The following is a 23,031-nucleotide window of genomic DNA, read 5'->3' on the forward strand; positions in this document are numbered from 1 at the left end:
AGCGCGGGGCGCGGCTTTGATGAAAGGTCAGCGCCGGAATTCGTTTCCCACCACTCACCCGAGGAATAACGAATTGCGAAGTCGTGGACCCGAGCCACAGAACGGTACCTCAGATATCGGAAAGCTCGAATTCCGGCGTGCGGAGGTACCGGAGCCGAACGGCCCCCGGGGCCGGGCGGCGGAACCGTCCACCGGCCCCGGCCACGCTTCCCCCGCTTTTGAGCGTCACGGTCGGCACCACCCGAGACTCAGAGCCGTTGCTGCTGTCCCCTGCCTGCACCGGACCACGGTGCCGCACGCGAAGCGAGCTCAGCCACGGAGGCCGGCTCCCACGATCTGGTGGTTGTCGACGGCGACACGCCCGCCGCTGCCAGCTGCTTGTCCCGTACGCACCGTGGCGTGTCAGCCGGGGTTCGCGTGGTGGTTGAGCTCTAGTGACACATAAGAGCGTTCCGCGCCGAAACCGGCTCTGACCTGCGGTGATGCGAAACCGTTTGTTCTAGGTTTCCAGAACAAACGCGTCCCGGGTGTTCTGGAGATCCAGAACAAACATCGGTCACGCCTGACGGTACGTCAGGTAACTGTGAGCCACTGTTTGTTCTGCCCCTCCAGAACAAGCCGGTTTACCTAGTGCTACCGTGCTGCTCGAAACGTTGATCATCTCTGGAGGACTGTGCTGATGGAACAGCTGCCGATCGTCCGCCCCGGCGAGCGCGTGGTTGCGCGGTCGGACGGCAAGGGCGGCTTGATCCTGGGCGTGGAGAAGATCAAGGGCCGGGAGTTCGCCGCGAGCGCGGAGTGCAGCGGCTACGTGCTGGACGCCCGGCTGCTGATGGACGTGCTCGGCAGCCTGAAGATGCCCGGCTCCTGGTTCCAGGTCTGGTGCAAGCTCGTGGCGCTGCAGAACGCCAACCGCGCCGACGACCAGACCCGTGCCGCCGCCCGCGGCTTCGTGAAGACGAACCAGCGCGACCTCCAGGCGCGGTGCAACTTGTCGGCGGCCTCGGTGAACGAGGCGTCGCAGTTCTTCGCGCACATCGGCTGGATGCGCACCGCCAAGCGCGGGGTTCTCCAGCTGAACCCGTGGCTGACGGTCGCCGGCACCTCCGGCGAGCAGGAGAAGTGGCAGGCGCTGTGGAACGGCGCGGAGGGCCCGGCCTGCATCATCCCGCACGCCGACTACCCCACCGAGTGGCGCCAGGCGCGGGAGGCGGAGAAGAAGGCCGCAGAGGCCGCCCGCCGCAAGGAGAAGGTCGTCACGCTCCGGCAGCGTCGGCCCGTGCGCAAGGCGAGCGCATGACCTCGCGCGGCATATCCTCGATACAGCGTCGACCTGATCGAAAGTGGTGAGGCTCCGTGAGCAGCTCTTACGTCCCCAGCCCTCCCACAGAGGCACCCGTCATGATCTCCCGTGACGTCCTGCGCCTCCTGGCCCTGGTCGACGTCTCCACCGCCGGCCGCCGCGTCCTGGACCAGCTGCTGTACCTCAGCGACCCGGAGACCGGCACCGCCGCGATCAGCCAGAACGAGATGTGCTCCGAGCTGGGCGCCAGCAAGCCCACCGTGAACCGCGGCTTCAAGGAGCTCCGCGAGTGCGGACTCGCCTGGAGCCTGGAAGACGGTCTCTACCAGCTCCACCCGCTACTCACCGGCGGCGCGGTCTCCTCCCCCGTCATGCCGGTCCCGGAGATCCGAGCCGCCGAACCCGAACGCTTCACCGAGCAGCGACGGGCCCGGTTCGCCGCGCAGACAGCCAACCTCGCCGCCACCGGCTGAACACCCCACCGAGGGCCCTCACCGGCCCTCCAGCGGCCTCCTGGCCCCGCGAAGACCCCAAGGCGCTGCACCCCTGGTGTAGCGCCTTCTTCATGCCCGCCCGCGATCAAGCCGGTAGCACTGGCTAAACCGGGTTGTTCTGGTGCAGCAGAACAAACGCCGGGGCGCTCCGTGCAGCAGCGGCCACCGCGAGTCGAGCGCTCGGTAGCACTAGGTGAACCGGGTTGTTCTGGTTTTCCAGAACAACCCGTGGTCCGGTGCAGCAGGGAGCAGCAGCGCCCGCTGCTACTGGGAGGCCAGCCTTGCTGCACGAGCAGCACCCGTGTGCCGTCTGGACTGTGCGAGACCGCGCTGCACGCCGAGCCCGCCTTGCAGCAGCCGAGCAGCACGACCAGGAGCACGAGCAGCACCAGGAGCAGCGGGCCGGTGCAGCGAGCAGCGGGCCGGTGCAGCGAGCAGCGGCTTCTTAGCTGGTCAGACCTCGATGTACGCGACGACGACCACGGTGCGCAAAGCCGTGACCCAGTACAGCAGGCGCACGCTCTCGACTTCGTCGGTGTACTGGCGCAGCTGGGGGCCGGCGGAGTCGCCGGGCAGCGCCTCGCCGATGTCGGGGTTGACGGAGACGACGACCAGGGCGCGGTCGAGGGCGTGGATCTCCGCCTCGCTGGTGATGTTCTCCAGCTGCTTGGCGGCGGAGTCGGAGAAGGCGATCCGGGCGCGGCGCGGGCCGTGCTGCGGGGCCATCAGGCGACGGCCGGCCTCTGTGCGGCGAGCCGGGCGAGGTGGGCCTCGCGCAGCTCCTCCCACGGCGTGCAGTCCTCCACCGAGGGCAGGCCGTTGGTGGCGATGTCCTCCAGGACGGCGGCGAGCTGGTCGGCGTTCTCGCGGGTCTTCGCCGCGTACGCACGGACCGCGTCGGCGGCCGCGGGCTCCAGCTGCTGCCGGGCGTGGTCGGCGGTGGCCGGCTGTTCGCTCATCGAGGGCTCCAGGGGGCAGAACTGGCGTCTGCTCCAACGGTATCGGCCGCTCCGGGCCCTGGGGACCACTCCGGACGAACCGGCTCGTACGAGGACGCGGACCCAGGCCAGGGAGACCCATCTCCCGGCCCGCTACCCGATGACACAGATCAGCTGAACAGTGACACAGTGAGCGTGTCCACCTGGGAAAACAGGGGGTCGATGACACAGATCGGCCCACTGTTCAGGCAGGCGAAGGATCAGACCCGGATGCGCACCGTAGTCGCTCCGGGAACGGTGTCACGCTGATCGGCGAGTGGCCCGAATCCAGGGGTCGGGCCCGTGATTCCGGGCCGAACCGCCAGCGTGACACCCCAACGTGACACCCGGATCGGGGCACGTGACACCGGCGAGCGTGACAGCGTGACAGCCACCCTCGGTGATCACAGGCGCGCCGGAGCGGACCGTGCGAATGCTGCGCTACGACCGGACACGGGCAAGGAACACAGCGAGGGCACCAGCGGCCTCGGGTTCGGTGGTGGCGAGCCGGGCCGCGAACGCCAGCTGGTCGACGTCGACGCCGGGGACCAGACGGGCCAGTTCGGCGAGCAGCGCGGCGTGCGCGAGGACCGGCGGGGTGAGAAGACCGGCGGCGGCCTCGCGGGCGGCCGGGTCGCGGTAGTGCCCGAGGTGCGCGGCGAGGGCGTGCGCGAGCCAGGCGTCGACGTCGGCCTGGACGTACCCGCCGGCTCGCCGGGTGAGTTCGTCGCGGACAGCTTCGTCGCCCTCGCGGGGCTCGGTCTGCTCCAGCGTGCCGAGCTCGCGCAGCGCCAGGAGCTCATCGGCGCGGGCCGCGATCCGGGCGGCCTCGCGGTGCTCGGCTTCCCGGGCGGCGGCGGCCGCGGCTTCGGCGGCAAGCTCGGCTCGGACGACGTCGTCGGCCTCCGGGTCGTAGACGGTGCCCGGCGCCGCGTCGGCGAGCAGCTGCGCGATGCGCTCCCACTCCGCGAGCTCCGCAGGGCCGCGGACGTCGTCCGCCAGGTCCTCGTGCCTGGAGTCCTGCCGGGCGTCGAACCGGGCGTCCTCGAGGGCCGCCGCGACGGCGCCGGCGTCCATGCCCTTCGCCCGTCGCCGTACGACGCGGCGGCCGATGCGGGCGGGGTCGACCGGCTCCCGGGGCGCGGCGACGCGCGGGGCGAGCGGACGGCGCGCAGTGCGCCGGGGCGGCCAGGGCGTGGTCATCATCGGCCTCGTATTCGTGATGCGGGATTCGGGGCGGGCCGCCGCCAGAGCGCTGTACGGCGGCCCGCCGGATTATTTATAGCAGGCCCGGAATTTGACCGGGTCAGAATAGGAACTCGATGGCCTGGACGTGCGTGAAATCTGCGCGCAGGCCATCGGCGCGGGTGCCCCATTCCGTGAAATACGACTCGGTGATGGCCTCCGCGACGATCGGATGCAGATCCTCCTCCGTCGCTCCGGCTTCCTGTAGCTCCAGGATCTGCTTCGCGTAGGTGGGTGAGATCGGGGTGGTGATGGTGCGTATGCGGCCGTCGTCGGAGCTGCCTGTGCAGGTGAATCCGAAGTACGCGGTCACCTCCACCATCATCCCGCTGGAGGTGGACGCCTGTTCGCGTGCCTGTGCCCTGACCTGCGGTTGCCACTCGGATTCGGTCTCCTCCACCAAGGTCGCCTGGAGGCGCTTCTGTGGCTTCTTCAGCTTCCCGGCGCGGTAGCGCTCGATCGTGCGCGTCGAGGTGCCCACGCGCTCCGCCAGGCTCCTGGCCGACCCCTTCATCCGCGTGAGGAGGAATTTCACCTGTGCATTTGCGGACTTCGGCGCGGGCCGGGTGAACACCTTCCGCTTCGCCCGCGCGAGGGCCTCCAGGATCTTGCCCCGGCTCGGGGCCGACTGCTGCTGCTCGTGCTCGCTCATACCTCCTAGGGATCACGGATCACCTGTGGACAGACTCCGGGCACCGCGGCTTCAAGTCGCCTGCCAGTGAGGGGCGTTAGGCCGGAGGCCGGGTGGGGGAGGGTTGCGGTGACAAGGGGAGGAACGCCGTGGGGAAGCGGAACGGGGCGCGCAAGGGCGCCCGACGGTCAGGGAATCCGGCACGCCGCGAGGCGGAGCGCCTGTTCTCGGGGGACGTGATGGGCGAGCGCATGTACGCCGCCTCATCCCCCAACGCCGGGGTCGCGGTGCAGCCGGGCGAGATCATCCCCGTGGACGTCCCGGCCTTGCCGGACGGCGTGATGCTCCGGGACGCCGAACCGTCCGACGCGGCGGCGTTAGAGCCCGTGATGCGGCTGGCCGACCCGGACAACCCCGATGGCTCCTGGCGGCAGCTTCCCACCGCGATCCGCCAGAGCCTGGAGGCCGACAAGTACACCCGCGTCCGCGCGGTGCAGGAGACCGAATCCGGCGCGCTGGTCGGCGGCACGATGACGCTGCCGGCGGCGTGGGCGTTCACCCACCCCATGCTCATGGGGTCGCCCAACGCGCACATCATCGCCGGACTGGTCGCCACCCTGGACTCCCTCGCGGTGGTCGAAGCGTGGCGCGGCAAGGGCATCGCCCGCGCCCTGGTCGCCGACGTGGAGCGCGCGGCCGGCGCCCACGAGAAGGGGAAGTTCGGCGCGGCCATCCTGTACGTCACGCACGAGCCGGAGCTGACGGACTTCTACGCCGGGCTCGGCTTCACCCTCTCCCCCGACGGCATCGGCATCCCCACACCGGCCGGCTTCATCTGCCACGGCCCGATCAAGGGCTTCCGCTTCTCGGTGAAGCCGCTGCGCACCGGCGTCCAGATGCAGCCCATGCCGACCCCCTACGGGCGGCAGCTGGTCATCCGTGGCGTCCTGCCCGGCCCCGCGCACTGAGCCGGTGACCCGGGCGAGCCGCCCTCGTTGAGCACGGCATCGCGTGCATGACCATCCGACCCCCGCGGATGCGCGAGCGAGCCCGGACCAATCGGTCCGGGCTCGCGGGCTGTTCGGGGCGTGGCTGCTACAGGTCGAACTCGAGGTGTTCGACGTCGGTGAACCGGACCTCCTCCAGGCTTCCGGCGCGGCGGCCGCCGTCCTGGAAGTAGACCTCCTTGAGCGCTTCGGCGGCGATCTCCCGCAGGCGGTCGTCGCTGGCACCCTGCTCCTGGGCCTCGAAGAGGCGGGCGGCATAGCGGGGCGGCAAGGCGACGGTCAGGTGCCGGATGCGGTCCTGGTCCGTCGACCCGATCGGCGCGGTGTAGCCCATGCGGGCGCGGGCGTCGATGACGATGCCGCCGGTCGTCGCCGCCTTCGCCTTGGCCTTCGCCCGGATCTGCGGCTGCCACCGCTTGGTCACCTCGCGCTCCAGGCGCGCGGCGAGGTCGGCGCGCGGCTTCTTGGCCTTGCCCGCCACGTACCGCTCCACCTGCCGCTGGGACATGCCGAGCAGTTCGGCGACCGCCTTCGTGCCACCGAGCTGCTTGACCATGTACCGCATCTGCGGGCCCGCGGACTTGGGCGCGGGGCGGGTGAACGCCTTCTGCACCGCCTTGTCCAGGCCGTCCCCGAACATGCTCATCGCCTGCGTACTCCCCTACTCGCCGTTGTCGACGTCGGTGACGGTGCCGTCCTTGATGTACCGGGCGAGGTTGAGCTCCGGCGCGTTGAACCGCTCGCGGACCTCTTCGCCCCACAGGACGTCCTGGGTGCCCTCGTGCTTGACCAGGCCCGGGTTGATGCCGAGCTTGAACCCGCCGGGCAGCGGCTTGCCCTCCCGGTAGGGCAGGAAGTCCAGCGGGCTCGGTCCGTTCGCGGCGTAGACGACGCAGTCGGACAGGATCGCGATGGGGTACTGGCCGGTGAAGGCGGCGTGCTTGACGATCTTGCGGTGCAGGTTGATCCGGGTGCGGGAGATGACCGCCGCCCGGATGTCGGGCCGCCACGTCGGCCGGGAGAGCGCGCGCCACGGCTCGCCCGGCCGCCAGCCCTCGCCCCGAGGCCGCTCGCGCAGCTTGCCCAGGCCGCCCTTCACCGTCGCCTTGACCGCCGAGACGACGATCGCCAGCTCCGGGTCACGGGCCTTGTAGCCGTCCATCGCCGCGAGGAAGTCGGCCGGGGCCAGGTCGGCGTCGACGCCGAGGTCGGCCATCGTGGCGAGGAACGCGTCGCGCAGCCGGTTGTACCAGCCGTCCAGGTAGCGGCCGTTGTCGTAGCGCACCCATGCCTCCAGCGGGCGCACCTCGTAGCCGAGCTCCACCGCGTACGCCACGGTGGGCGTCGCGTACCAGGCCGGGCCCTCGGGCCGCTCGCCCTTCGGCGTGAACGGGCTCGGCAGCAGGCTGCCGTCCAGCTCCACCCACTCCTTGCCGACCTTCACGCGGGACAGGTCCACGTGGCTCAGGTCGACCAGCCACGAGCCGGGCAGCTTCGGGTCGAACGCGGGAGCCTTGACGTACGTCGCCTCACCGAGCCCGACATTCAAGCCGTTGGCTCCGGCCGCGAAGGCCATGTTGACGTCGATGCCGACCAGGTGGCGCAGGGTGCACTCCGCGTCGGTCATCGGCCGCGCCCAGTCGTACGCCTCCTCGAACAGCTTCTCCGCCGGTCCGCGCACGTGGAACCGGGGCAGGTCTTTGAGGACCGGGTGGCCGTCGGGGACCTCGCACGGCGGCCAGTTCATCGGGTCGATGGCGTCCTTGCCCAGTGAGCCGGGGGTCTTGTCGTCGGCCTGGCGCAGGACGCCGGTCTCCTCATCGCGGACGGCGTAGGTCGGCGGGTGCAGGGCGGTCATCAGCTCCAGGCCGGTGACAGCGGTGGAACCGCGCGGCGTCATCACCCGCGACGCGTACGCGCCCAGGACCCGGGCGAGCTCCGCCGGCGGAAGCTGCGCAGCGTCGCCCCAGTGCCGGGTGTCCAGCGCGTTCCACGACGGGATACACAGCTGCACACACTGGCGGTCCGAGCCCTTGGCCGGGCGGTAGATCCGCGCCCACGGCCCGAAGCCCCTCTTCGTGAGCTGCCAGTCGGCGCGGGTCAGCTGCTTGATGACCTTGTGGCCCTCCGGGATCCGCCCCGCGTGCCGCTCCTCCTCGGTGAGGGCGACGGGCAGGCCGTAGCGCTCCAGGGCGGCCTCGGTGAGCACGATCAGCGGGTCGGCGGGCTTGCCCGGTCCGGACAGCTTCGGCTGCCCGAGCTTCGCCTCCTTGAGCGTCCAGTCGATCAGGGACGGCAAGGACTTGGCGGGCACCTCCAGGACCAGGCCGCCGACGCAGTACGCCAGGACCTTCCCGTCCTCGATGTCCAGAACCGCCAGCGGCCCGTTCTCAAACCGCGGGTCGGTGCCGCCCGCCGGGGTTCCGGCCGGGGCCGCCTTCTTCGCACCGGGGCGGCGCGACGTCGACGTGCTCCTGGTGGTGCTCGCCGGGCGGGTCGCGGCGGCCGGAGCAGCGGCGGCAGGGGCCGGGGCGGGGGTCTGGGTGTTCTCGGTTGCAGTCATGACCGCAGCCTCGGACGCCTCCTCTGTGGACAGAGGACGGGCTTCCGTCGGGGCGGGGGCGCTGGTGAACGTGGCGGGCACCGGGGCCGGGTAGAGCTCCGCGAGCTGCTTGAGCAGTCGCGCGTACGCCTCACGCTCCGGGCCGCGCGGCTCGGTCGGCTTCTTGGTCGACTCCCAGGCGGACACCGTGGCCCGGCGGACCTTCAGCGCGCCGGCGACGTCGTCCAGCGTCAGGCCGTGCGCGACCCGCAGCCGCTTGCGCTCCTCCGCCGACGGCAGGGCGGAGCGGGACGCGACCAGCGCGTCGACCGCGTCGAACATCTCGGACATGGAACACCTCCTGACCCACACTCTACCCCATGAACCGTAAGGTTCGCGTACATCTACCGTACAAACACCGTACGAACCCTCTTGAGGGTGAGGCGACGTTTCATGCTGACGTCCGCAGCGGGGCCCGCTGAGGCGTCACCGCCGCCACCGTCCCGGCCTCCCTCGCCGCACGCTCCGCACGGGCCCGGCGCAGAGCCGCGGCGCGCGAGACGTCGGCCTGGCGGCGGCGCTCGGTGCGGGCCTGCTCGATCGGGGCCGGCGCATCGTCCGCGACGGCATCGGGCTCGGGGAACGCACGGCGGGACAGCTCCCGCATCGCAGCGGTCTGCCGCTCCACCGCCTCCGCGATGTGCGGGTCCACCCGCGACGGCGGCACCGCCTCCTGGTGCGCGGCGAGCGCGCGGCGGTAGCCGCCCGAGGCGGTCTCCCGGGTACGCGGCGGCCCGGCGGGCGCGGCCACGGGCTCCGGGCCGGAGTCGGCCGGCTCGGTCACCGCCACCGTGCCGGGCGCCAAGATCCGCAGGGACCGGACGACCGTCCGGCCCGCCGACTGGTTGGCGGCCGCGATGATGCGGGTCTGCTCCAGCCGGGCCTTCGTCGCCCAGGCCGCCGACTCCGGACACACCGTGAGCTGCCCGGCGTCGGCGTCGTACGACACGGCGGCGACGTGCCCGGCGAGCTCGGGGGCGATGGCCGCCCACCGCTCCCGCAGCGTCGCGCCGGCGGCCGGGAGCTCCCACGCGCGCTCGGTGACCAGCGCGCCGATCGCAGCCCCCAGGCCCATCGGCTCGCGCCCGTCCCGTCGAACCGCACGGACCGGCCGCGGCTTCGCCTTCGCCTTCTGGCCGCCGCCGTTGGCGCGCGCCGCCTCCATCGCGGCCCGCAGCGCGACCCGGGCCAGGTCGACGCCGGACACCTCGCTGCCGCTCATGCCTGCCCCCACGGGGTGTAGCCGAGGTTCAGGTGACCGAGGCCCGAAAGGCGCTGCACGGTCGCGACGAACGACCTGGTGAACAGGCGCTGCGCGGAGTGCTCGCCGTACCGGGCGATGTGGTCGTGGACGATCTGGTGGTCGTGCGCGGCGCGGGTGCGCCAGTCGAGTACCTGCTCGCGGGTCAGGTCCTCGAGGACCAGCTCCTGGTCGTCGTCGACGTCCGCGACCTCCGGGCCCGGGACCACGGCGGCCGGACGGGGCGCGGGCAGCACGACCGGGGCCACCGGCACGGCCGGGACCTGGTCCTCGGGCTGCGCGGCCGCGGCTTCGGCACGGGCCTGAGCTGCGGCGGCCTGCCGGGCGCGGACCTGGTCCCACTCGTGCACCTGCGCCCACGCCCTGGCCGTCACGTCCTGGTGCAGCTGCTTGGCGGTGGCCGCCCGCCGCTCCGCCTCCGAGGCGCCGGGCATCGCGGCGTCGACGGCGGCCGCGACCGCGCGGCGCTGGTCCCGGCGGTCGGCCTGCTTCTCCTCGCACCGGGGGCAGTCCTGCCCGGAGTCGAGCAGCACCCGGTCGTCGCACCGCACGTCGCCGCACTGCTGACGCTGCGGCAGACCGACGCCGATCAGCCAGCCCACCGGGTCCTTGATCGGCCCGGCCAGCCGCATCTGGTCGGCCAGACGCCGGGCGAGCCGGTCGGCGAGGACCTGCGGCGCGTCCGCGCGGCCGGCGAACCCGACCACCCTGCCCAGCTCGCTGCGCGCGGCGGCCTCCACCAGGCGGCGGCCGGCCGGACGCTCCAGCCGCGCCCACACCAGGTCCACCGGCGCCAGAACGGCCCGCAGATCCTCCGGCGGCAGAGGCACCCTCCCCCGCTGCTGCCTGCCCTGACCCGCACCGTCCACGACCCGCACCGCACCGTCGGCCACCGGCCCGCGGCCGGGCTTCTCGCTGATCATCGACGGGGACTTCTCCTGCTGTTCCCCGCGGAGCGGGCCGCCGTCCTCGCGCACGCACGCGCGGTCCGGCAGACCGTGGTTCCCACCACGGCCTTCGCCGGAAAAGCCACCAGAGAGCGCAAGAGAACCCCCAGGAGTAACCCCAGAAGCGTGGAGAGCGTGGTGCTGTGCAGTTGCGGTGAGGTCTGCCGATCCGGCCACCCCGCCCTGTCCGGCGCCCTCGATCCCAGTCGTCACAAGGGTCTCGCCCGTCTCGTCGGACTCAAGATCTCCGGATGCAGTACCGGCGAGGTCTGAAATCAGGGCCTTGGCGACCCGGCGGGCCTCCCGCACGGCCACACCGTGGGCCTTCGCGACCGGCACCAGGCGCACCCGCGACTGCGCGTTCAGGCCCGAGCTGGTCTCCTTGCGCACCACGTCCGCGACGCCGTGCTCCTGGAGGCGCTTGAGCACCTTCGCCCCGGCCGCCGCCGTGCAGCCCAGCAGCCGCGCGACCGTCGCCGCCGGACGCCCACGGCCGGTGTCCACCGACCCGGGGCACAGCTGCAGCCAGCCCGCCGAACCCGCCGTCAGCACCATCAACAGCAGCCCGAGCCGATCCGTCGCAGCACCCCGGCCCGTACGACCGGCGAGCAGCCCGGCCGGGACCGGCGCCTTGTCCTTCGGAGCCCACCCCGGACCGAACAGCACCTCGCACAGGCTCAGCAGCACCGCCAGCTCGGAGCGCGACAGCGCCAGCGGGTGCCGCCGGTCGCCGGCCTTCTGCGCCCGGTACATCGGGATCACCCAGCACTCCAGGCCCGTCGCGTGCCCGAAGGCGTTCGTCGCGACGTTCGAGCCGAGGAACCCGGCAGCGCGCAGCTCGGGCAGCACCGTGTGCGCGACGGTCGACTGCGACACCCCCAGCCACCGACCGAGCTCCGCCGCCCAGATCGACGTCTCGAAGTCCTTGCGCACATCCGCCTTCGCGGTCAGCACGACCGACGCCAGCCGCGCGCCGTCCGACGCACCGGCCAGCGCCGGGGACGCCACCAACGCGCGCACCGCCGCGAGCAGCCGGGCCCGCATCGTCTTCGACAGCTGGAGCGGGTTACCCAGCTCCAGCCGTGCGACCGGACCGGCCTGCGCCGGAACCGACCGCAGCCGACGACGCGACGCCCCGCCGGCGAACTCCGTGCGCGGGCGCGGGAGCACGGCGGCCGACGCCGCCGCGGCGCTCATCGGCCCACCCGAACGGACGAGAAAGAGATCATCTCGGCAGCCTTGCGCAGGTTGCCTGTGGACAGAGTCCGAGCAGCGGCGAAACCCCTGCTCCCTCCCGCCCGGCGGGCAGGAACTTCGGATCGCGTCCCGCCCCACGGGACGGAGCTCCGGAGCACCGCGGCGGCCGGCGCCGCCAGGAGGACATGGGCCCCCCTCTTGGTATAGGTGTCGCGGACCGGGGGGCGTGTGACACTCCACCCCGAAGAATCTTCGTGATTAATGCCGTGAACAGGGCAAACGGGGTGAGCGAATCCCGTCACGCGGGAAAGGCGGGGGGCTCGAACCAGGCTGAATCGGACACGGTCGAGCTGACAGAAGACACCGATCTCGTGCACTATGGCGGGGACACCAACCTTCATATGGATCGCCCGACCGCGACCAGGCCCCTGCCAAGGGACCCGACCACGGCCGAACGGTTCGTCGGATGGACACCAACCGGGCCCCCGAGCCCGACGGCCTGCCAAGGCCGCCGAACGCGGAGAACCGGACGGACACACATCTGGTGGCTCAACAGAGGCCCCCTGCCAAAGGGGCTCCTGGAGAGCCGGGGTGGCCCGCTTGCCAAAGCGGACCGGGTGGAGCAACCCGCTTGCCAAAGCGGGGTGGTGCTGAATGGAAGAGACCCAGCTCGATGAGCTGGAGCCCAGAACCGGGGCCAACCGGGATCTGAGCGCCGACCTGGACGGTGTGTCCGGTCGGAAGACGGGCCGCGCGAGGCCAGTGGATGCCACTCCACCTGTCGGCGCGCGCGGCCGATGGCCGCTAGGTCATGGCCGACCCCCTCGAATGCGAGAGCGGAGTCGGCGCATATCCAAAGGCGAGTCCGATGGTGTGATCGCAGAAGAGGAACGGCGCAGATGCGCGTGCAGTTCCGCAGACGCGGGTACTCTTCATCCCGCGATCACCTCCCATCAGGTGTCGCCCAAACGGAGCTTCGCCCCGTTCGAGAGCCCTGGGACCCTGCACGGTCCTGGGGCTTTCGCCGTTTCCGATGATCCACAGCCTAGCCCTAGAACCGGACAGAGCTGTCGGACGAATTCGAGCAACGTCCGAGCTGCCAGGAATGTTGAACTCGCCTGCCGGGAGGCGCGCAAGGAAATCCCCGTCAGGCGGGAAGCCCGGCGGGACAGTGTTGTCAGCCACCAGTTCTCCCTGGTCAGCGGGTAGTGACGTGGTGAGTGTGGCACGCGACTTGCCGCGGCGTCTGGTGACATTCGCCGGTGACATTTGGATGTCACCGGCGAATGTCACCCCCTCTGGCATTGCAACGATCGGCAGCACGCCGCAGGAAGACACAGCACCGTCGATAGGCCCGCCACCGTCCGGAATGGCCGTCACGCGAGCCTGCCCAGATGGGAGTTGACCGCCTTGGCGGCTCCAGCAAGTTCGGGGAGCTCCACCACGGTCACCCCGGCCTGCACCAACTGCTCGTAACCGACGCAGTCGTCGACGAACAGACTGGGCTCGCGCCAGGCGATGACAACGCGCGGAATTCCGGCCGCAAGGATCCGCTGAGCGCACGGGGTGCGCGGCGAGCGCCGCTGGGAGCAGGGCTCCAGCGTGCTGTAGATGGTCGCCTCGGTGAGGCGCGGGTCGCCCTGGGGAAGCTGAGCGAGGGCGACCTCCTCCGCGTGCTCGTGAGGGTCGGTCGCGCGGGAGTAGCCGGCAGCCAGCTCGGTGCCGTCCGCGCCGACGATGACCGCGCCGACCGAGTAGGCGCCTGTAGCTGGAGGGCACAGCGCGGCGAGGTCGATCGCACGCCTTATCCAGCGCAGGTCCTGGTCTCGGCCGGGCGCGTACATCAGCCGCGCTCCTTCGGCGCGTAGCGGATGAGCACGACATCGTCGATCGCGCGGACCTCCAGCACTCGCATCCGGGCGGTCGATCCGCCGGGGTAGTCGGCGGCGCCGAGGAAGCGGGCCGCCTCCGGCTGCCCGACCAGCAGAGGGGCGATGGCGAGGTGCACCTCGTCGGCGAGGTTTTGCGCCATGAGCTGGGTGTGGATCGTGCCGCCGCCCTCCACCATCAGCTGGCGGATGCCGCGGCGCCCGAGCTCATCGAGGACCAGGCCCCAGTCGAGGTCCGGCCCGACACTGACGACGTCGGCGAGGTCTCCGAGCGTCGCGCGGACCTTCTCCACCGCGTCGTCCACGGTGATGACGAGCTTGTCGCCGCCGAAGTGCCAGAACTTGAGGTCAGCGGAGAGGTCACCGGACTTGGTGACCGTGACCTTGAGCGGGTACTCCGGCTTGCCGTCGGCCACACGCTGCGCGCGCCGCTCATCGCTGTTCACCAGGAGGCGCGGGTTGTCCCGGCGCATGGTGTTAGCGCCGATCAGGATGGCGTCGGACTCCGCGCGGACCTGGTCGACGCGGTCGAAGTCCGGGGCGTTGGAAAGGCGCAGCCGCTCGGGGCTGGTGTCGTCCAGATAGCCGTCGACCGACATGGCGGCGGACAGCACGACGTACGGGCGGGCAGTCATCTGCTCAGGCTTCCGTTTCAGTCTCGTGGAAGAGGGTGGAGTCGAAGGCGGCGCGGAACTCGGAGACGACCGGTTCGCGCCGCCAGGGGATCAGGGCCTTGTCGAGGCGGGTGAGCTCGTTGGTGATGCGGCCGGAGCCGGTGTCTTCCGCCACGGTGAGCGCGTGCATCCCGATGGTGGCGGCCTGCTCCGGGGCGTGGGCGCCGGCCAGCGCGACGGCCTGCCGCGCCATGTAGACGCCGCGGTCGCGGTGGTATCCGTCGGGCATCAGTCGGATGGCGTCGGCGAACGCGTCCGCGGCCTGGTCGTGCTTGCCGAGGGCCTCCAGGCCCTGGGCGCGGTGGATCTCTACGTATGACGCGTTCAGCCAAACGCCCCAGGGCGTCGGGTCGGCGGCGGCGCCATCGAGGGCGTTGCGGACGTCGTCGATCGCCCGCGCGCTCTCGTCAGCGTCACCGCGCAGGGCGTGCCCGTACGCCTCGTACGTGCGGGCGACGGCGGCGAGCCGGCTGCGCGGCCGCGCCATCCGCTGGGCGGCTTCGGCGAGGTCGACCACGTCGACCAGGTCCCCGGTGTCGCCAGCCAGTTGGGCCTTGCGGGCCATGACGTACGTGCTGAGGTCGCCGTCGCCGACGGTCTGCGACCACTGCATCGCTCGGTCCAGCCAGTACGACGCGGCTTTCGGATTGCCCAGGTCCTGGTAGAGCCAGGAGAGGAGCTCGCCGTACTGGGTCTGCAACTCCATGAGGTCATGCCGGTCGACACCCTTGGCGTCACGTCGGAGCACCTGGATGACCTCGATGTGGTCACGGACCGCGCTGACTGCCCGGTGCGGCCCGAGCAGGTTGTCGGTGTCGATCAGCACACGGCGGGTGCGGCGCAGGTGCTCCACCGGTGTCGAGCCGTACGCCGATGCTGCACGTGCCTTGCGGACCAGCCCTGGTACGGAGCCCGAAGTCGCAGATGCCGGCGAACCGACACCGACCGCCGCAACGGCTCCCAGCCCCACCCCCGCGCGCAGCAGCGCACGCCGATCCAGAGCCACCCAAACCACCGACCCATCAGCTAGACGACACGGGACAGAGATCCCTTCACCGTCCGACGCTGCCTGGTCCGGTAAGGCCAGGGCCAGATCCACAGAGGACTTGGCCACATGAACCGATGGATTGGCCACATGGCCACGGTCGTCGTCGAGGCTCTCCCACAGCCGGAACAGCATGCCGTTCGCGCCCAGCTCGCGGTCGAGCAGTGCGGCCTGCGCACGGTCAGCCTTCCGCTCTGCGCGCTCGAATCGTGCCAGGTGGCTGTGGTCGATCCTGGCTCGCTCGGCCAGGCCCCGCAGGCTCAGGCCGCGTGTCTTTCGCAGCTCGCGCAGCTGGTATCCCCAGTTGTGCAACGGCGAGACCCACGGGGTCAGCTCGTTCGCCTTCTGCGCCATCCCGCCCCAATCCCTGTGGCCAGTGTGGCCAGTTCACTCGGCCACATGTCAGATCTGGAACTCGCGTCTCCCCCGCAACTAGAACCGACTTGAGCAGTCGAGCCCGGTCAGGGGGTGTGGTCAGTGGTCGTCGTCAGGTTCTCCGTCGTCGTCAGCGAGTCGAGCGCTCGCATGGCGGCGGATCGAGTAGCCGATCTCGAATTCTTCGGCGCTCATCCTGGTGTCGTTGAGCTCAACCACCCTGCCGTCGGGGCTCGTTGCGACTCGCACGACGCGCAGGAGCGGAACGCCTACGTCGGCCGGAAGGTTCAGCGCCTCCGCCTCTTCGGGGGAGGGCATGCGAGCCGAGACACCCTCGCTCCAGCGCAGCGGACGGTGTCCCATCTCCTCCAGGCGGTCGTAGATGCCGCCGGGACCGGTGTCGGCCTCCGCGAGCTGGGTGCCGCGGGCGATGTCGGCAGGGAGGTAGCTGGTCGCCAGTTGCTTCGGCTTCCTCGTCTCGGGGTCGCCCATCACTCGGTCTCGGATCAGGACCTCAGCACCGGTGTCGAGCCCCATGAGGCCGGCCAAGTCGACGGGGATCACGCCCCAGCGGATGGTCGGGGCCTCCAGCGCCGCCCAAGTCTGGGCGGTCTGGTCGAAGAAGTAGCCGATCTCATCGCGGAACACCTGCCGCGACCGGGTGATGCGCCGCTTCTCCGGACGCTCGCGCACGATGGTGCCTCTGCGGCGCACCGCGACGACCAGGCCCTCCTGCTCCAGAAGGGTGATTGCGCTTCGCACCGTCTGGTAGCCGGCGCCGTACTGGTCCTGAAGTTCGGTCAGCATCGGCAGCTTGTCGCCCGGCAGGTACCGCCCCTCGCTGATCTGCTGCCGCAGGTCAGCGGCGATCTCGCGGTACGAGACGGGCATCGGAGCCACCTTTCGGAGTGCTGCTCGGATCTGATTCTAGGGCTAGCTCTATCAGGCAGCGATGGGCGAGCACAAGCGATCGACACGAATAGAGCTATCGCTATTGACTCGGGGCGGCTCCATGGTCTCTACTAGTCGATAGCGATAGCCCTAACGCTCCGTTGAGCAGGGGTTACGCCCCTCAGCACCACCGCAAGACCGCAGTAGTCGTCCGCCCCTCGGGGCGGCCGGAGTAGCCCTCCTCAGCTCGCTGGGATCCGAGGGCGCGAGAGCACCATCGAACTCCTCCGGAGCCTGACGGCCGCGACAACTGCGTGCACGTCGCAGCGCTGTGCGCTGTCTGTCCTGCGGGACGCCGGCCTCGTGCCGTGCGGCCCGGAGGGCGGAGAGAGCATCGCGACCCGCGCCCCCGCCACTCCGTCCGTGAGGAGTTCAGATGTCTGCTTCGACCCTTGAGCGCACCGCCCGCCCCCGCCGGAGCCGGACCCGCTCCCGCACCGTCAACTCCCGCCCGGCGCTGGCCCTCTCCACTCTCAAGCCCCACCAGTACGACCTGCGCCCGGCCTGCGCGTCGCTGGTCTGCCCCGACTGCGAGACGTGGGTGCCGATCACCGGCCTCCAGACCAAGAAGCCCAAGGTCGTGCCGCACGACACCGGCCGCGCAGGCAAGGACGCGGCCGTCCGCTGCCGCCTGGGCAGCAACCGCCTGGTCACGGTCAACGTCACGGTCCGGAAGTGGCAGGAGCGACTGGAGGACGGTCACGCGGAGACCGGCCACCGCCGGAAGACCACCGTGCTGCGCAAGCCGAAGACCGCGGTCGCCCCGGCCGTCAGCCAGATCGCCGCGCAGAAGCAGACGCCGGCGGATGACGAGCCCGGCGACGGCCGCCCCCTGTGGCTGCTGCGCGAGATGAAGTGGGCGTCGACCGAGTCGGCGGTCCGCGACGCCGACACCCGCCGCGCGCAGCTGCCCGACGGCGATGCGCCGCTCGGTGCGCCGCCGGTGCCGCTCACGACGCTGCACCCCAAGCGCCGCGCGAGCTGACCCCGCTCCGGACGAACGACCAAGGCCCCGGCCACCCCGCAGAGGGGAGGCCGGGGCCTTGGCTGCTCGTACAAGCAGTCAGCTCCCCAAGTGGGGAGTGATCGCGACAGCCCTTGGGATTGCGGCCCGGGGACTGTCCAGGACCTGACTCGGAGGACCTGATGCAGCTCAGCATGACACGCACCACGGCGCAGCCGCGGGCCGGGATCATCGACGACATCGAGCGCGAGGACGACTCCAAGGGCTACGAGCCCGAGGACGCCGCCCGCGTCGACGTCGCCCTGGTCCTCGTTCTCAACCTCGCTGCGGTGCAGACCGGTTGGGCGGTGGCGGCATGACCGACGCCGAACGCGAGGCGCTCTCGCAGAAGAACCGGGAGCAGAACCAGCGGTCGGAGAGGCACCAGAAATGAGCGCCCGACCGACCGACGACCTGTTCGTCCGCTACATGAAGGCTTTCGAGGACTCCACCGAGCACACCGGCGGCTGCCCGGCCTGCCAGGGCGAGACGCCGTGTGCTGAGGGGGTGCCGATCCACGATCGGTTCGCTCGCCTCCAGGACGCCTACAACGCACGCCAGAAGCAGCAGCGCTGATCCCCGGCCCTGCCCGTCGTCCCCGCGCCGTCCCGGCCGGGGCCGGCGGAGAGCGCCGGGAGTTCCCGCCCGCTCCGGCCGTCCGGCCGTCGACACAGAACAGCCCCAGGGTGGCCGCCCCGGGGCTGTCTCTCGCACTGGACCTTCTGGGAGGCCCTGATGAATCGCACCTCCATCGTACGCACCCCGTACTACGGCGCCGTCTCCACCGCTGCCGCGCCCGAGCGTCCCCGCGCGGCCTGCGCTGATGAGGACCCGGAGCTGTTCTTCCCGATCGGGGACAGCGGCCCGGCCCTGCTCCAGGAGGAAGAGGCCAAGGCTGTCTGCCGTCGCTGCCCGCTGATGGAGTCCTGCCTCCAGGGCGCGCTGGAGCGCGGTGAGGCCGCCGGGGTGTGGGGCGGGCTGTCCGAGAAGGAGCGCCGCTCCCTCAAGCGCCGCGCCGCCCGCAACCGCGCTGCCTGACCCGTTCTGGCGGCTGCCTGATCCGCCCGCACCGACCGCTGCACCACGGCGGCCGGGACGGGCGGTGACGGGGAGCCGGACAGCGCGAGTAGTCCACGCGCGGGAGCCAAGGGCAACTCCCCTCCCGCCTCGCAGCGCACCACCACGCCGCTCGCCCGCATGCCGGGCCGCCGGCCTTTCCCACGGCTCCGCCCGGGAACGACCTCGAGCTTGCTGCTCTCCACTGGAGGACCGATGGCGCACACCATCCCGCTCAAGACACCGCTGGACGACACCGGCCTGCCCCACCGCGCGACTCCGGCCAGCCCGGCGGATACCGCCCCGGCCGATGCCTCGCGGTACTACCACCCGCACTTCGTGGACGCCCGGCCCGCTCCGGACGGCGGCAGCATCGCCTTCCGCTTCAGGGCCTTCACCGGCTTCGAGTCGCAGCCGGAGATGCCGGCCGCCGCGTACGACGACCCGGCGATGAACTGGGAGCTGCGCGACCAGCTGCGCGACCAGTACACCGCCGCCCGCGTGCTCTGGTCCCAGTCCCGACTGCGCCGCCAGGCCACGCCGCTGCTACACAAGGCGGCGCCGCTCTGGTCGGCGTGGACGGCGGCTCGGGACGAACTGGTCGCCACCTTCGCGCAGTTCTGGAGTACCGGAGATGGACACTGGCGGGCGCAGCTGATGCGCCTGACGGACGCGGAGCGCGCCGCGAGTGAGGCCGCTGACGCTTTCGACGGTGTCGCTCTCCAACTCGCTCAGGCCGCCGCCGACCAGGTCGACGTCGCCGGGTGGGACGAAGCGCTGCCGCTGGCGAAGGTCGCGGGGGAGCTCGGGTACGACGCGTCGGACTGGAAGATCCACCACGTCGACGACTACACCCACCCGCTCCCGCAGTACCGCATCGTCCGGGACGGCGTCGACCGCTGGGGTCGCGCCACCCCGCTGGCCGCTTCGGCGACGCAGCTGATCGAGGAGCAGCGGGAGCGGCTGCGCGAGGTCGCCACCCTCGCCGGTGACACCGACCCGGCCCGCCGCGCGCTCGTCTGACCCTGCCACGGGCCACTGCTTCGCGCCCGCCCGGCGGGAGCCGCATCGAGTTTCGAGTCCGCCCCGTGACGCTTCGCGAGACCGGTCGCCCGCCCCCCGGGCCGCCGGCCTTTTCGTGCGCGCGGAGCGGGTAGAGCCGGTGCCAGTTTCGTGATCAACCGACCGCACCGACCCCCGCTTCGGGAACGCGCCGCCGCGTTTCGGGAGCAGCCCCCGCCGTTTCGCGCACGCCCTGAACGCCCCCTCGGAGGCCCCACATGACGATCACCGACTGGCCGCGCACCGCGGCTGAACCCGACCCCGACACGAGCGCACCGGCCGCCGTTTCGGGAACACCTCAGCCGGTTTCGCGGACGACCGGCACCGTTTCGGATGCGCCGGAGTTCGTTTCGGATACGGAAAGCGGAACCGGAACGGGCCGCTCCCCGGCGAAGCTGACCGGTACCCAGAAGTGGACCACCGGAGCGATCGTCATCGCCGCGCTCGCCCTCGCGGGCATCGGCCTGTACCTGTCCTTCGAGCACGTCGCGGACTTCGCGTTCAAGGAGCTCCGCTTCGGCTCGCTGGGCAAGGGCCAGCTGTTCGCGGTCGGCGTCGACGTCGGCATCATGGTGATGATCGCGGTCGACCTGCTGATGGCCTGGCTCAAGCGCCCCATCAGCTGGATTCGTTATCCGGTGTGGCTGCTGACGGCCGCGACGGTCGTCCTCAACGCGGCGTCCGGTGCCCCGGAGGGCGCCTGGAAGCTGATCGACTACGTCGCGGCCGGCGCGCACGGCGTCGTGCCGGTCCTCTTCATCACCGTGGTGGAGCTGGGCCGTGACGCCATCGACCGCGTTGTCCGGCCTGAGCAGGCCGAACGGGACTCGATCCCGTTGCTGCGGTGGATCCTCGCCCCGATCGCGACGGCCCGGATCTTCCGCCGGATGCGGCTGTGGGGCGTCACCTCCTACCCGGAGATGATCCGCCGTGACCAGCAGCTCATCGCGTACGAGCAGTGGCTCAAGCGCAAGTACAAGGGCGACATCTCCAAGGCGTCCGAGGATGAGCTGCTGCCGATGAAGATGGCGCCGTACGGCTACACCGTCGACCAGGCCCTGGCGATGCCCGATGAGCAGGAACAGGCAGCTCAGGAGCGTGCGGAGGAAGCCGAGCGTCGCCGCCTGGACGCGGAGACGCGCAGCGAGGTCGCCAAGGCGGAGTCCGAAGCCGAGCGGCTGCGCGCCAAGGGCAAGGTGGAGTTGGTCCAGGCGGAGGTCGACGGCCAGACCGGCCAGGCCCGCGCCTACGCCCGAGCCCAGGTCAGCGCCGCAGAGCGGGCCGCCGCGCTGGAGAAGGAGGCGCTGGACAACGCGGTGGTCGCCGAAGCCCGAGCACGTGAGGCGGAGGCGGAGCGCAAGGAGTCCGACGAGCGCGAGGCCAGGGCCGCTGCTGATCTTCGGGCGGCGGAACTGGAGCGGCAGGCAGCCGAGAAGCGGAAGGAAGCTGCGGAGGCCGACCGGGTCGCTGCGGCGGAGGCTCAGGCGATCGAGACCCAGACCATCGCCGAAGCCCGCAAGGCCGCTGCCGAAGCGAACCGGCGTGCTGCCGAAACGGAGAAGGCTGCTGCCGAAACGCGGCGGGCCGCTGCCGAAGCCGACCGCAAGAAGGCTGAGGAGGAGCGCCTCCAGGAGGTCGCTCTCGCCGACGCCGCGCGTGCCAAGCGGGAGGCCGCCGAAGCCGAGCGGGCTGCTGCCGAAACGCGGCGGGCTGCTGCCGAAGTCGAGCAGCGCGCGGTCGAAGCCGAGGACGTCGCGAAGCTCAAGCCGCGCGAGCGGGCGGTCCGCCGGGTCGCCCGGATGATCCTCGTGGCCGGCGGCGACGCCGACCGGCTGCCGCTGGCCGACATCCAGCACGAGCTGGCGGTCACCTCGCCCGGTACGGCCTCGGAGTACCGCCAGGAGGCAGCCGAGCTGCTCGCCGGCGGCTACCGCCCCTGATCCACCGTCCGGCACACACCAGTGAGGGCCAGCCCGCGGGATTCGGGCTGGCCCTCGCTGCGACTGCCGGAAGCAGTCACAGCCCCCACAAGTACACCAGGAGGGAATCCCCGCCGTGAACAGCGAAAACGACCCGAACTACTCCCCTCTGCGCGACGTTGCGCAGAGCCCGGAGGCAACCGCCCGGTACCTGGCCGACGTTCAGCGGGTCCTGCTGGACATCGGCAAGAACCTGGAGACCCTCGCGCACGAGACCCGCGTGCACCTGCGCGACACGCACGTGGAGGGCGACCGCTGGTACCACGCCAGGCTGCGCGCGATGCCCGTGGAAAAGGCCCTCGGGCAGGTCCTCAAGAACCTGAACAACCTCACTGAGGGCCTGGAAAAGAGCGCCTATAAGCGCCGTGCCCACGATGAGGCCGTTGTGAATACGGCCAAGGACAGGAAGGAAAAGGAGCTGGAAAGGCAGCGGAAGAAGAACCCGCCGAGCCTCCAGGCCGCACCCAATCCGCCCCAGCAGGGTGCGCAGACCCAGAATTCCGGGTATGGTGGCCCCACGTCGATTTACGACCTCGGTAGGAGGGAGTCGGCGTGACGCGCCCCCTCAGCAGCATTGAACGCTCCATTCAAGGGCGGAACAGCTGGCTGCAGGAAGAAGAGCGCAAGGCGATCGAAAGTCGCGGGGAAGTCGGCCGGATGGAATTCTGGCTCCGCGTTACTCGGTCCGAAATCTCCAAGGAAATCAAGGCCGGACGCGGCGACGTCATCGCCGCATTCACGCTGGTCTGCCGCCTCTTCAAGCTCGTGCTGGAGAAGCGGCAGGCGGGCGACCCGCGGCTGTTCGACCACCTCATGCAGTACGCGGACACCGTCCTGAAGCAGCACGGCCCGCGTAGCTGAGCGTCACCCACGAAGGCCCCGCCGGGCTCCGGCGGGGCCTCGCGCGCGTAAAGCGTGCACACGTGCACGTGCACGCGCGTGCACACGAGACCCCACTGTCTGTCAAGTCCCCTGGAAGGGAGGTGCCCTGTGTCCGACGAGTCCGACGACACCGGCGGCGGAACCCTGGTCCACGGCCCGTGGAGCGGCGATTCCACGTACTCGCTGCCGCCGACCCCGGATTTCATCGACACCATTCCGCCGCCGGAAGACATTCCGGCCGCTCCCCCGGAGACCCCGGAGGAAACGACGATGGAGCTGCCGACGATTCCGGCTGCTCCGGACCCGGCAATGGCGCTGCGCTCGGACGGGATTTCCCCGCCCGAAGCAGACGATGACGCGGATATCGAATTCGAAGGCGAATACGTTCAGCCGCGTTCTCTCGCTGACCGTCTCGGTGACTGGCTGGAATTCCGGCTGGAAACGGCGCGGG

23 protein-coding genes are annotated in these 23,031 nt (G+C 71.0%); 11 read left to right on the forward strand and 12 right to left on the reverse strand.

Going from position 1 to position 23,031, the window contains the following annotated elements; all coding sequences use genetic code 11:
• Positions 1–679: 679 nt before the first annotated feature.
• Together ACZ7FF_RS40995 and ACZ7FF_RS41000 are read left to right on the forward strand one after the other, a co-directional pair.
• A complete protein-coding gene (locus ACZ7FF_RS40995; RefSeq protein WP_402200650.1) occupies positions 680–1,300 on the forward strand; it encodes a hypothetical protein in 621 nt (206 codons plus the stop codon).
• A 101-nt stretch (positions 1,301–1,401) separates the two neighbouring features.
• Positions 1,402–1,776 carry a helix-turn-helix domain-containing protein gene (locus ACZ7FF_RS41000; RefSeq protein ID WP_402200648.1) on the forward strand — a complete coding sequence of 125 codons (375 nt, stop codon included), beginning with the start codon at positions 1,402–1,404 and terminating at the stop codon, positions 1,774–1,776.
• 474 nt (positions 1,777–2,250) lie between these two features.
• Here the strand turns inward: ACZ7FF_RS41000 and ACZ7FF_RS41005 are convergent, their stop codons facing one another.
• The 4 genes from ACZ7FF_RS41005 to tpg (ACZ7FF_RS41020) form a co-directional block, all read right to left on the reverse strand.
• Complete coding sequence (locus ACZ7FF_RS41005; protein ID WP_470819376.1) at positions 2,251–2,523, reverse strand: hypothetical protein; 273 nt, start codon at positions 2,521–2,523, stop codon at positions 2,251–2,253.
• Complete coding sequence (locus ACZ7FF_RS41010; RefSeq protein WP_470819378.1) at positions 2,523–2,756, reverse strand: hypothetical protein; 234 nt, start codon at positions 2,754–2,756, stop codon at positions 2,523–2,525. The genes ACZ7FF_RS41005 and ACZ7FF_RS41010 overlap by 1 nt, the downstream gene beginning before the upstream one ends.
• 459 nt (positions 2,757–3,215) lie before the next feature.
• The gene (locus ACZ7FF_RS41015) at positions 3,216–3,977 is read right to left on the reverse strand and encodes a hypothetical protein (RefSeq protein ID WP_470819447.1); all 762 of its coding nucleotides are present in this window, start codon (positions 3,975–3,977) and stop codon (positions 3,216–3,218) included.
• 103 nt (positions 3,978–4,080) lie between these two features.
• Positions 4,081–4,671, reverse strand: coding sequence for a telomere-protecting terminal protein Tpg (gene tpg, locus ACZ7FF_RS41020; RefSeq protein WP_470819380.1), 591 nt, complete (start codon positions 4,669–4,671; stop codon positions 4,081–4,083).
• A 128-nt stretch (positions 4,672–4,799) separates the two neighbouring features.
• On the opposite strand from tpg (ACZ7FF_RS41020), the gene ACZ7FF_RS41025 reads away from it, so the two are divergent.
• Positions 4,800–5,618: a GNAT family N-acetyltransferase gene (locus ACZ7FF_RS41025; protein WP_402200641.1), complete on the forward strand. Its 819-nt coding sequence runs from the start codon at positions 4,800–4,802 to the stop codon at positions 5,616–5,618.
• A gap of 127 nt (positions 5,619–5,745) precedes the next feature.
• Here the strand turns inward: ACZ7FF_RS41025 and tpg (ACZ7FF_RS41030) are convergent, their stop codons facing one another.
• From tpg (ACZ7FF_RS41030) to ACZ7FF_RS41065, 8 genes are all read right to left on the reverse strand, one after another.
• Positions 5,746–6,303: a telomere-protecting terminal protein Tpg gene (gene tpg / locus ACZ7FF_RS41030; RefSeq protein WP_402200640.1), complete on the reverse strand. Its 558-nt coding sequence runs from the start codon at positions 6,301–6,303 to the stop codon at positions 5,746–5,748.
• A 15-nt stretch (positions 6,304–6,318) separates the two neighbouring features.
• Positions 6,319–8,550: a telomere-associated protein Tap gene (gene tap, locus ACZ7FF_RS41035; RefSeq protein WP_470819383.1), complete on the reverse strand. Its 2,232-nt coding sequence runs from the start codon at positions 8,548–8,550 to the stop codon at positions 6,319–6,321.
• A gap of 100 nt (positions 8,551–8,650) precedes the next feature.
• Positions 8,651–9,481 carry a DciA family protein gene (locus tag ACZ7FF_RS41040; protein ID WP_470819385.1) on the reverse strand — a complete coding sequence of 277 codons (831 nt, stop codon included), beginning with the start codon at positions 9,479–9,481 and terminating at the stop codon, positions 8,651–8,653.
• Positions 9,478–11,664, reverse strand: coding sequence for a hypothetical protein (locus tag ACZ7FF_RS41045; RefSeq protein WP_470819387.1), 2,187 nt, complete (start codon positions 11,662–11,664; stop codon positions 9,478–9,480). Before ACZ7FF_RS41045 ends, ACZ7FF_RS41040 begins: the two co-directional genes overlap by 4 nt.
• 1,376 nt (positions 11,665–13,040) lie before the next feature.
• Positions 13,041–13,508 carry a cytidine/deoxycytidylate deaminase family protein gene (locus ACZ7FF_RS41050; protein ID WP_470819389.1) on the reverse strand — a complete coding sequence of 156 codons (468 nt, stop codon included), beginning with the start codon at positions 13,506–13,508 and terminating at the stop codon, positions 13,041–13,043.
• Complete coding sequence (locus ACZ7FF_RS41055; RefSeq protein ID WP_470819391.1) at positions 13,508–14,188, reverse strand: RibD family protein; 681 nt, start codon at positions 14,186–14,188, stop codon at positions 13,508–13,510. Before ACZ7FF_RS41055 ends, ACZ7FF_RS41050 begins: the two co-directional genes overlap by 1 nt.
• Before the next feature lie 4 nt (positions 14,189–14,192).
• Positions 14,193–15,626, reverse strand: coding sequence for a helix-turn-helix domain-containing protein (locus tag ACZ7FF_RS41060; protein WP_470819393.1), 1,434 nt, complete (start codon positions 15,624–15,626; stop codon positions 14,193–14,195).
• A 120-nt stretch (positions 15,627–15,746) separates the two neighbouring features.
• A complete protein-coding gene (locus ACZ7FF_RS41065; RefSeq protein WP_470819395.1) occupies positions 15,747–16,538 on the reverse strand; it encodes a GntR family transcriptional regulator in 792 nt (263 codons plus the stop codon).
• A gap of 436 nt (positions 16,539–16,974) precedes the next feature.
• On the opposite strand from ACZ7FF_RS41065, the gene ACZ7FF_RS41070 reads away from it, so the two are divergent.
• From ACZ7FF_RS41070 to ACZ7FF_RS41105, 8 genes are all read left to right on the forward strand, one after another.
• Positions 16,975–17,583 carry a hypothetical protein gene (locus ACZ7FF_RS41070; RefSeq protein WP_470819396.1) on the forward strand — a complete coding sequence of 203 codons (609 nt, stop codon included), beginning with the start codon at positions 16,975–16,977 and terminating at the stop codon, positions 17,581–17,583.
• A gap of 173 nt (positions 17,584–17,756) precedes the next feature.
• The gene (locus ACZ7FF_RS41075; protein WP_470819397.1) at positions 17,757–17,921 is read left to right on the forward strand and encodes a hypothetical protein; all 165 of its coding nucleotides are present in this window, start codon (positions 17,757–17,759) and stop codon (positions 17,919–17,921) included.
• A gap of 70 nt (positions 17,922–17,991) precedes the next feature.
• A complete protein-coding gene (locus ACZ7FF_RS41080; protein ID WP_402200625.1) occupies positions 17,992–18,177 on the forward strand; it encodes a hypothetical protein in 186 nt (61 codons plus the stop codon).
• A 159-nt stretch (positions 18,178–18,336) separates the two neighbouring features.
• Positions 18,337–18,639 (forward strand): WhiB family transcriptional regulator, encoded by a 303-nt coding sequence (locus ACZ7FF_RS41085; RefSeq protein WP_224222533.1) that lies wholly within the window; start codon positions 18,337–18,339, stop codon positions 18,637–18,639.
• A gap of 234 nt (positions 18,640–18,873) precedes the next feature.
• The gene (locus ACZ7FF_RS41090; protein ID WP_470819399.1) at positions 18,874–19,680 is read left to right on the forward strand and encodes a hypothetical protein; all 807 of its coding nucleotides are present in this window, start codon (positions 18,874–18,876) and stop codon (positions 19,678–19,680) included.
• A 257-nt stretch (positions 19,681–19,937) separates the two neighbouring features.
• The gene (locus ACZ7FF_RS41095; protein ID WP_470819401.1) at positions 19,938–21,659 is read left to right on the forward strand and encodes a DUF2637 domain-containing protein; all 1,722 of its coding nucleotides are present in this window, start codon (positions 19,938–19,940) and stop codon (positions 21,657–21,659) included.
• 115 nt (positions 21,660–21,774) lie between these two features.
• Positions 21,775–22,254, forward strand: a complete 480-nt coding sequence (locus tag ACZ7FF_RS41100) for a hypothetical protein (protein WP_402200619.1) — start codon at positions 21,775–21,777, stop codon at positions 22,252–22,254.
• The gene (locus ACZ7FF_RS41105) at positions 22,251–22,559 is read left to right on the forward strand and encodes a hypothetical protein (protein WP_470819403.1); all 309 of its coding nucleotides are present in this window, start codon (positions 22,251–22,253) and stop codon (positions 22,557–22,559) included. The genes ACZ7FF_RS41100 and ACZ7FF_RS41105 overlap by 4 nt, the downstream gene beginning before the upstream one ends.
• Positions 22,560–23,031: the final 472 nt, after the last annotated feature.

It is taken from the genome of Streptomyces sp. NPDC037126, from assembly GCF_055605965.1.